The organism is Acidobacteriota bacterium, from assembly GCA_003225175.1.
GTDB lineage: Bacteria > Acidobacteriota > Terriglobia > Terriglobales > Acidobacteriaceae > Gp1-AA112.
Map to the genome: position 1 here is coordinate 1 of QIBA01000001.1, position 8,940 is coordinate 8,940.

Sequence of the window (8,940 nt, forward strand, 5' to 3'; positions counted from 1 at the left end):
TCAAGGGAACCTCTTCTTGCCAGGTGCTCTACGGGCGCAAATTGAGGTTCCAAGCATCACAGCCAGTGCATTCAAAGCACACTTTGATCTCTCCAATTACGATCTGGATGCTCCTTCATTAGAATTCCGCGATCCTTGGACAGACGAGCCATTGCAGTATGGAACTATGTTTCGTGCGCTCCAATTCGATCAGCAGCGCAAAGGACATATCGTGCTGCTCGACGATCATCCAACAACACACAAACCGTTCCTATGTTTGCGGGGCATCCGGGAATATCACCAGCATCCGCAGCATTCAGGCGACGAATGGCTATTGTACCGGTGCAGCATGAACATGTTCTCAATCATCCTGTCGTTGTGGCGTGTCGCCATCGACTTGGTTCGGCCTGTATTGATAATTCATGAAAACGGCGGACAAGTTCAATGGACAGGTCAGGAGAAGCTCTGAGTGGCTCTGGCCCCTTTTTTTGAGCGCATTTACTCCGCGCTTGGAGGCCATTTAGCTGTATCCCGTGATGATCTGTCCACAGCATTGCAAGGTGTGACTGTAGGCGTCGCGTGTGGAGACCATGTCTCTGACAACGACAGCTGGATTGGGGAGCTTTCAACCAACCTGTTAGCACGCCTTTATCCGCGAATCGCAATTACTGGAGCGGAGCAACAAGCTGCATCGCTCCGAAATCTCGCACTCAATATAAATCCCGAAGTCGAGATAGTCGCCGAAGCGCCTGAATCGTTGACAATAGGAATCGGAAAAGGCACGTCATCCGCAGCACTGTTTCCAAGCGCGAACGGCTGGGTTGCCAAGCTAGGTTATTCCCAAAATGAAGGCGGTCCTCCCAACCCATATTCCGCTGGCGCGGCGGCAACCTTCGCGGCAGCTGAAGTATTTCGACGAATTTTTTTGAAGAGTGTTTCTAGCGATGATGTTTCCGTGTCGCTCTTGAACTTCGATAAGACCTGTGGCGCCGAGTTAGACCTTCCGTCATCGAATCTTGGAGACGTTCTCTTCGTTGCAGTGGGTGCCGTTGGAAACGCAGCCATCTGGGCCTTGGCAAGGGATGCACGGAGGCACGGACATTTCATTCTTATCGACAACGAGCAATTGGAACTCTCGAACCTGCAGCGTTATGTGCTCGCAAGTTATAAGGATATCTCTAGACAGAAAGTGTTGCTTGGAAGAGAAGTCTTAAATTCGAGCCGCATAGCAGTAGAGACGGTAACTGAGACTTTGGAGTCGTTCAGCGAGATGAATGGCGGTATCAGAACTCCTACTCTATGCATATCCGTCGATAACATTGCATCTCGGCGTGCCGCTCAAGCGCTCCTTCCTAAATTAGTAATCAACGGCTGGACGGGCGATCGAGCGCTTGGCGTTTCATGGCATGTGTTTTCCCGTGAAGCGGCATGCCTCGCCTGCCTGTACCAGCCGCACGGCGAAGGCGTTTCCCAAACAGAACAAGCTGCTCGTGCGCTAGGATTAACTGCCGAAAGAGCAGCTCTTTTATGGGTTACGGAAATATGGGGACAGACGGGACGTTTCCTGCATCGGGAACTCGGACGAGAATACGTCCCGTCTGTCCCCAAGTTTTCCTTCCCTACTAAATGGGCGGCCAATGTTAGCAAACAACTCGAACCTGCACCATATTTCGTTTCCTCGGGCGGGTGGCGCATCCTTATTTATGCTTTCTGCCTGCAACCTCCAAAAGATGGGTGCAGCACTCTGCGCGGTGTTTGCAGGATGCGTAAACGGGAATGCCGCGCCGCGAGAGCTCTGGTCCTGAGTTCCTTAAAAACAAATTGACCGTCCCTGCGCACCCTTTGAAAATCGCAAAGGTTGCGGCACCCATATTTGGGTATCGAATACGAAAACAAAAACCTAGCGGGGGTGCGCCACCGCCCTCGCTCTATAAGTTGTTGATTTCTGGTTTGGGAATTGTTTACTCCGACAGGCTCTCAGGCTGTTCCCTTTCCCCGACCTGATGAAACCATCTCTCCACTTCGAAAGTATTCGTGATTGGAAGCGGTATCCAATAAACGTCTTCGGTTCAATTAACTCGGCGCTCCAAAGTAGGAATACGCGTCTGCCTCACCAGCATTCCTGCACCAAATTGGGTGCGAGTTGCTCGTAATTCCCACTTTGGCACACGTTTATCTGTCTGTGGAAAATATTCGCTTGACATTCTATCGCTCTGTCGCTACGCTCCGTCCCAGTTTAGGAACTAGTAGTAGCGGATGCCGCTATTGTTTTCGCATCCGACGCCAGTGTGGATGGGGCCTCCGACCGTTTCTGATTTTCCGGGGACAAGAGCATGGGGCACCGCCTATCTCGGCGGCTAGGAGACAATATGATCTTTCGTCAAGTTGCGTGGATATCTGAATTTCGAGAACGGCAAAGCCTCTGGATTGTGCCGCTAGCGATGTTGGTAGTTGCTTCGCTGTGCTCCATTGCTGTGGCGCAGAACTATTGCGACGACGAATGCGGTCCTAATTCGGCAAATGCATGGATGTGCGAGAATGACGGCGGCATATGGAACAGCTTGACGTGTAAATGCAGGAACATGACACCCATTGTCATTAGGCTTTCTAAGGGTGACGCTAAGCTTACAAATGCAGCGGATGGTGTCGATTTCGACCTCGATGCTGACGGTAGCCCAGAGCGACTCGGTTGGACGTCGGCCGGATCAGATGACGTCTTCTTAGCGTTGGACCGAAATGGCAATGGTCGGATTGACAACGGCAAAGAGCTATTTGGAAGTGTGACCGACCAACCTCCTTCGCCGCACCGGAATGGATTCTTGGCGCTCGCCGTCTTCGACAAAAAGGACAATGGCGGTAATGGCGATGGAGTTATAGACGAGCACGATGCCGTCTATCCGTTACTTCGGCTCTGGCGAGATGTCAACCACAATGGTGTTTCAGAACCTAATGAACTCTTCACACTTGATTCGATGGGAGTCCAATCGATCTCACTCGATTTTAAGGAGAGCTTCCGAAGGGATTCTAATGGAAATCTCTTCCGATACCGCGCCCGAGTGAATGAGGGCGTAAGTTCATCTGTGGATGTGTGGGCATACGATGTCTTCTTCGATACTCAAGTCAATTCGGCACCACTGATTTCGCAAGATATTCAACGTCTGCAACAGGACGCAGCTCAGTACGAGAAAAAACGCAAGAATTTCGAATCGGGACGAAATTTGCTATTGGAGAAAGGCGCAGCTTTCGAGCCGGATGAGCTACTTGCTGATAACTGGCGTAAGGCACTTAAGAGCGCCTTGGATGGAATGCCAGAAATGAAGAACGTGCTTCACGAAAAGGGCCCCCTTCATGGAGCATATTTCGCCGATACGTTGTACCTGCCTGAGATCACCGAATTGTCTAATGACACGATCCTTGTAGTAAACCATCTAGTGTTTGAAGGTACGCACCCGATTATCAAGGGGCCGCACGACCTTCATGTTTTTCCGATCTCTCCGACGGTTGTTCTGGACACGACGCTGTCAGAACTTCTCCATCGGAATCCACGTGTTTTGAACGTAAGTGTAAAAAAGGGAAATCGACTACCTTCATTCGTGTTAATTCGGCAGCTGGTAAACCCTTCACCTCACATCATTACCTATGACACTAGCGCACTTGAACCTCACGACAAAAAGAGATCAAGTCCGAAAAACAACGTGAGTCTCAAAGCAATCTCGTTGGTCAACTTCTCGCCCATGCTTTTTCAGGACAATACAGACGGCGCTGGAGGCGCCACCGGAACGGCGGGAACCTGGGGAACACCAGGCAATATCGGCTTCGACCAGCCGGCGGCCCCAGATGGATCTTGTCCTAATCAGCCAACCGGCCAGCCGGGGCAGAATGGTGGATCAGGTCTCTCTGGAGGAGATGGCAGCGACGGAGGAACAGGAGGGCGAGGTGGAGACGCAGGCAACCAGAACCACACCATTGCCGACGGCGACAACAACCAGCACGTTTACTACGCCAGAGGTGGAGTCGGTGGCACGGGTGGCGAGGGTGGACCAGGCGGAGCCGCTGGGAGAGGTGGGAATGGAGGAAACGGCGGCAACGGTACAACCTGTAACTGCAATGTTGGTTGGGGAGGCAATGCGGGTGCCGGAGGGCCTGCTGGACCTTTAGGTGGAACAGGAGGAAGGGGCGGGGATGGCGGTCCAGGTGGTAATGGCGGCACTATCACTGTATCAGTACCTTCTGGGGGGACAGGTAACGTACTCGGTTATGTAAGCGGGGGATTAGGTGGGCTAGGAGGCAGCGGAGGCCAGGGCGGCGGGGGCGCATTCGGAGGGAACCCTGGATCTCCGGGTGCACCCGGTCCCGCTTGCGGCAATAGCAGTGGTTCCTCCGGCTACATTAGTATTCACGGCAGCAACGGAGGACCAGGGCCTGCAGGCAACGCGGGAGATGCCGGTACTCCAAATGGTTCGAATGGCAGCTTTATCGTTACCGAGCGTCCCCCTTGCTAGGCTGGGTGAGTGGGTGACCCACACTCTTCCCGTTTTGGTGTGGCATCTAATCCCCACGTAAATGGAGTCCCACTCCTCACGCAGGTGAGCGAGTGGGGCGACTCTTTGAAGTCCCAGACCAAAAGCGGATAGCCTGAGAGCCTGTCGGAGTAAACGATTCCTGAACCAGGAATCAACAACTTACAGGGGACGAAACATGGGGACAGGTCCCCATGTTTTTCCTGTCCCCATGTTTTTCCCGCATTCCTCTAACTCCTTGGTGACGTGCAGATGGATTCCGGGAATACCAAACGCGTTATTGTTCTCATTGCGATCTTTGGCTTCTCGGGATTGTATTTAGCAAGCGCTGGGAGAAGATGGGGTATCGCCGGAGTAGCATTCTCCTTATTTGTTTGGATTTTGGTTTTTCTTTACCAATACAGACGATCTCGGCGCATTAAGGCATCCGCTTCTTCGCGCGAGAAGTAATACGAAGTTCGCGGATTTGTTGTAAGAACTCCTTATTTATGGCTTCAACATGGGCGTCCCCGTTTTGGACGATCATAGCGGTCACACGTTCGGGATGCATGAGAGCTAACCGGAAGCCAACCGATGCACCTATGTCCGAGAGGTATAGCGCATATGAAGAAAGATTCAGCTTTTCGGTGAACTTTTCGGCCACAGTCGCTAACCGCTCGAAGGAATAGTCGAAATAGTTGACCGACGTTGGGTGTTAGGCAGTCTCCGAGTCCTTACGGACGAACGCGGATGATCGTCTTTCCCTTGATCCGCTCGGTCGGGTTGAAGGCAGCAACGGCATCGTCGAGGGCAGCCACGTTGCCGATGTTTGTCCGCAGCCGACCATGCCGGAGCCGCTGGACGAGCTCACTCAATTGGACGCGATCGGGTACGACGACGAAGTCGATAGTCAGGCCGCCAGAGGGCCGCGCCTCGATCGGGCCAGTGATGGTCACCAGCGTTCCTCCGGCGCGAATCAGGTCCGCAGACCGCTTCCCGATGTCGCCGCCGATGACATCGAAAACCAGATCGACCTCGCCAACTTCTTCCAGGGCGTCGTTATCGAGGTCGACGAACTCCTGTGCGCCGAAGTCGAGAGCCGTCTGACGGCTGGCAGCGCGCCCGCTGCCGATGACATACGCGCCGGCCTCACGTGCGAGCTGGGTCGCCATCGAACCGACTACGCCGGCCGCACCGTGCACGAGGACGCTCTGCCCGGCACGAAGACGGCCGTGCTCGAACAGCCCCTGCCACGCGGTCAGGCCCGGCATCACGAGGGCCGCGCCCACCGTGAAGTCAACATCGCCCGGCAGCGGTGTGAGGTTGCGTGCCTCGACGGCCACATACTCCGCCAGCGTGCCGTCGCGATACCAGTCCGTGAGGCCGAACACCCGCTGTCCAATCGAAAGCCCAGTCGTGCCATAGCCAAGGGCGGTGACCACTCCGGCCAGTTCGTGTCCGGGGACTGATGGTGTCCGGTCACGGCCGACGCGATCGGTCCAGGTCGAGGGCCACGTCAGCTCATCACCGGTGAATGCCGACGCATGAATCTGAACAACGACGTCGTTTATCGCCGGCTGCGGCTCGGGCCGCTCCACCAGCTTCACCCCGGCCGTTCCCGAAGCCTGATCCGTCACCACTATCGCCTTCATCGGTCACCTCCCTGTGTCGAGTTCTTGCCTGCAAGATTCAGGATTTCTCCCGCTTTCGATTGAGGTATGAGACGTGTTACCGGCTGAAAAATCGGGGGACAGACGGAACCTTTCCTCTTCTTCAGCCAAGTTGGGAGACCTTCCGTCTCTCCCCCTGTCTTCAGGGCATACAAAAGTTCCTTGGATATACTAGTCACGCATGGATATTGACCGGATCATTGATGACATCCAGCAGCTAGAGGAGATGTTCGAAGCTTCCGATATTAGACCGTTCAGCGCACAGGATATCTCTGCTGCAAATCGAAGGCACGATGAAGCACTCGCGTCCAGCCCATGGTTCCGGCTGTGGCAGCACTACGGAGTCTGCTGCCGACCTGAGACTCCCGTGATTCGATTACCGGAATAGCAGGCCAAAAGCGGACAGTCTCATATCTTAGGATGCCTGCACTGCCTGCCACCGTTCTTCGTCCACACCTTTTACCAGCAGCCGGGTGCCGCAGCTTTCGTCCCGGAGCCGCGTGGCTTTTGCTCATTGAAGACGATCCGAAGATGTGGGTCCCCTACCCTCCGTGGTTTTCGAGGCGTCCGGGAATGCAGGAGAGGACGGTCCCCATGCCACGCGCGCGGTCGCTTGAGCGCTTTGATGAGCGGGGTTCTTTCTGGTCGAGCGCGGGATCTTCGGGGGTTTCCCCCGAACTTTCAGAAAAAGAAGTTCAGAAGCAACTCTGCACGGGAACAGACCATCCTACGCACGGATAGCAGTCATTGGCGCCTGCTAGGGTTGAAAGTGCTTCTACCGTCGATACAGCTCCTCCGCCGATTTCGCTCGCGTCTCGAACGGAACGCCAAAATTCCTGTTTAACGGATTCTTCAGCATGCTCCGGCATTATCGAATTGCGTGATTACTTAGTTCGTGTCCCGAACAATCTCTTCGGCAGCGAGTCGAAAAGGAGAAGTGCAATGCGTAATAAGAATTTCGGTCTTGCCCAGGTCGCCCTTGCGGCAGCGCTACTGTGCTTCCTATCGGCGTTAGCATCCCGAGCATTGGCGCAGGAAAATACATCTGGCGATTCGATCACGCCATTGATTTATACGGTTGAGAACACGGGTGCGAGCTACCCGAAGCCTGTGTTTCCGACCTTCGAACAGCTGCCCATCATTCGACCTTTGCCAGACCCTTTTCTATTTTCCGACGGAACGCGCAGCACTTCATTTTCAAATTGGGAACGTCGGCGTAACGAGATCAAGGCTGCGATCGAACAGTATGAGATTGGCCCAAAACCAGACTGCTCGGATTGCGCGATTGATGCGGCGTTTGCCCCCAGCAGTAACGGCGGTGGCGGTGCACTGACCGTGATTGTGACCAGAAACAACCGTTCGCTCCGGCTGAACTCGCACGTTTATCTTCCGCCAGGGAGCGGTCCGTTTCCGGCGCTAATCGCTATGTCGCTGGCCCCAAGCAGTACTGGACCTAATTATGGCAGTCTCCCGTCCAGCGCTTTCAGCGGTCGCCCAATTGCAACCGTCGACTTCGTCCATGATGACGTAACCCAGTATGCCGCAGGACAGCAGATCGATCATTCGGCGGACCCGTTCTATCTCCTTTATCCGGAATTGTGCGCCGGAACTTGCACCGGCACTCTCAACAATTCAGGACAGTACGCCGCCTGGTCGTGGGGAGTGAGCCGCATCATTGATGGTCTTAAAATCGTTGCTCAGCAAGCCGTCAGTCCGCTTCCGATCGATCTTAAGCATCTGGCTGTAACCGGATGCTCCTATGCCGGGAAAATGGCGCTATTTGCCGGCGCCTTTGACGAGCGAGTGGCGCTCACCATCGCCCAGGAAAATGGAGGCGGCGGCGCCCCATCCTGGCGTGTCTCGCATGAGATCGAGGCTCAGCGCAGCGTGGAAAAGATCGATGGTACCGACTACTCATGGTTCGCCCACTCAATGCGGCAATTTGCCGGCGACAATGTCTACAAAATCCCCGAGGATCATCACCAGTTGATGGCGATGGTGGCGCCGCGCGCATTGTTGGAAACGGGAAATACTGATTTTTACTGGCTGTCAAATCGGTCCAACTATGTTTCGGCTCGGGCAACGCAGCAGATCTACAACAGCTTTGGAATCGGAGACAGGTTCGGCTTCTATATCGATGGCGGGCATAACCACTGTGCAACGCTCCCTGCCGAGAGTCCAGCCATATCAGCCTTTGTCGACAAATTCATGCTCGGGAACACCTCCGTCAACACAGATGTTGAGGTCACGCCATTTCCCAACCTCGATTACTCGAGATGGACGGCGTGGTGGGGAAGTAACACTGCAAAGTTCCCGAATAATTGGAACCCAGGAGACGGGACAGTCGTTCTGTCGATGGGCAACAATCTAACCGTCAATTCTGGAGACAACGTTTTCGCCGGCTACGCCTTGTCGATGCCCGGTTCCCATCCGGCAACAACAGTATCGCTGGCAGGCGGGAACGTGCAGACCGACGTCTCCTGCCCTGATGGCAGTTCCTACACGCTTAGAGTTCCGTTCCCGAATCAGTCCTATTCGATTGCAGCCAACGACAACGCGTGGTGGCCGGCAAGCAACCAGAACAGCCCACTTGTCTATCAAGGCTCGGCAACGGCCACCGCTTGCAGTGGCGGAGTTACGAAGAACGCCTACTTCAGCGCGCTCGGAGTAAGCTCCGGCGCCGGAAATCCTGGAGGAGCTGGTTTCCAGACCACCGACACCACCGATCCTCTCAATGTCAGGTTCCACTGCAGCGACAACGGCGCCGGCGGCAACTGGAGTCCGACGGCCAC

6 protein-coding genes and 1 pseudogene are annotated in these 8,940 nt (G+C 54.7%); 5 read left to right on the forward strand and 2 right to left on the reverse strand.

All coding sequences use genetic code 11. The features are described 5' to 3' along the window. The 3 genes from DMG62_00005 to DMG62_00015 form a co-directional block, all read left to right on the forward strand. Positions 1-448, forward strand: a 448-nt coding sequence (locus tag DMG62_00005) for a hypothetical protein (protein ID PYY25053.1), incomplete at its 5' end; no start/stop codon positions are given. Continuing rightward, on the forward strand, positions 449-1,804 hold the full coding sequence (locus DMG62_00010) for a hypothetical protein (GenBank protein ID PYY25054.1): 1,356 nt from the start codon (positions 449-451) through the stop codon (positions 1,802-1,804). It begins immediately after the preceding gene. A 544-nt stretch (positions 1,805-2,348) separates the two neighbouring features. Then, positions 2,349-4,481, forward strand: coding sequence for a hypothetical protein (locus DMG62_00015; protein ID PYY25055.1), 2,133 nt, complete (start codon positions 2,349-2,351; stop codon positions 4,479-4,481). Positions 4,482-4,965: 484 nt separating this feature from the next. On the opposite strand, the pseudogene DMG62_00020 reads toward DMG62_00015, so the two are convergent. Then, positions 4,966-5,184 (reverse strand): annotated as a pseudogene (locus DMG62_00020) (alpha/beta hydrolase). Between the two features lie 28 nt (positions 5,185-5,212). Beyond that, positions 5,213-6,130: an NADPH:quinone reductase gene (locus DMG62_00025; protein PYY25056.1), complete on the reverse strand. Its 918-nt coding sequence runs from the start codon at positions 6,128-6,130 to the stop codon at positions 5,213-5,215. 199 nt (positions 6,131-6,329) lie between these two features. Here DMG62_00025 and DMG62_00030 point away from each other — a divergent pair, with 199 nt between their 5' ends. Together DMG62_00030 and DMG62_00035 are read left to right on the forward strand one after the other, a co-directional pair. After that, positions 6,330-6,536, forward strand: coding sequence for a hypothetical protein (locus DMG62_00030; protein PYY25057.1), 207 nt, complete (start codon positions 6,330-6,332; stop codon positions 6,534-6,536). Between the two features lie 554 nt (positions 6,537-7,090). Beyond that, positions 7,091-8,940: hypothetical protein (locus tag DMG62_00035; GenBank protein PYY25058.1), on the forward strand; the 1,850-nt coding region annotated here is incomplete at its 3' end.

What these genes read in the sequence shown, in the direction of transcription:
- DMG62_00015 (PYY25055.1), top strand. Translation starts at nt 2,349, where the DNA reads ATGATCTTTCGTCAAGTTGCGTGGATATCTGAATTTCGAGAACGGCAA.
- DMG62_00025 (PYY25056.1), bottom strand. Translation starts at nt 6,130, where the DNA reads ATGAAGGCGATAGTGGTGACGGATCAGGCTTCGGGAACGGCCGGGGTG.
- DMG62_00030 (PYY25057.1), top strand. Translation starts at nt 6,330, where the DNA reads ATGGATATTGACCGGATCATTGATGACATCCAGCAGCTAGAGGAGATG.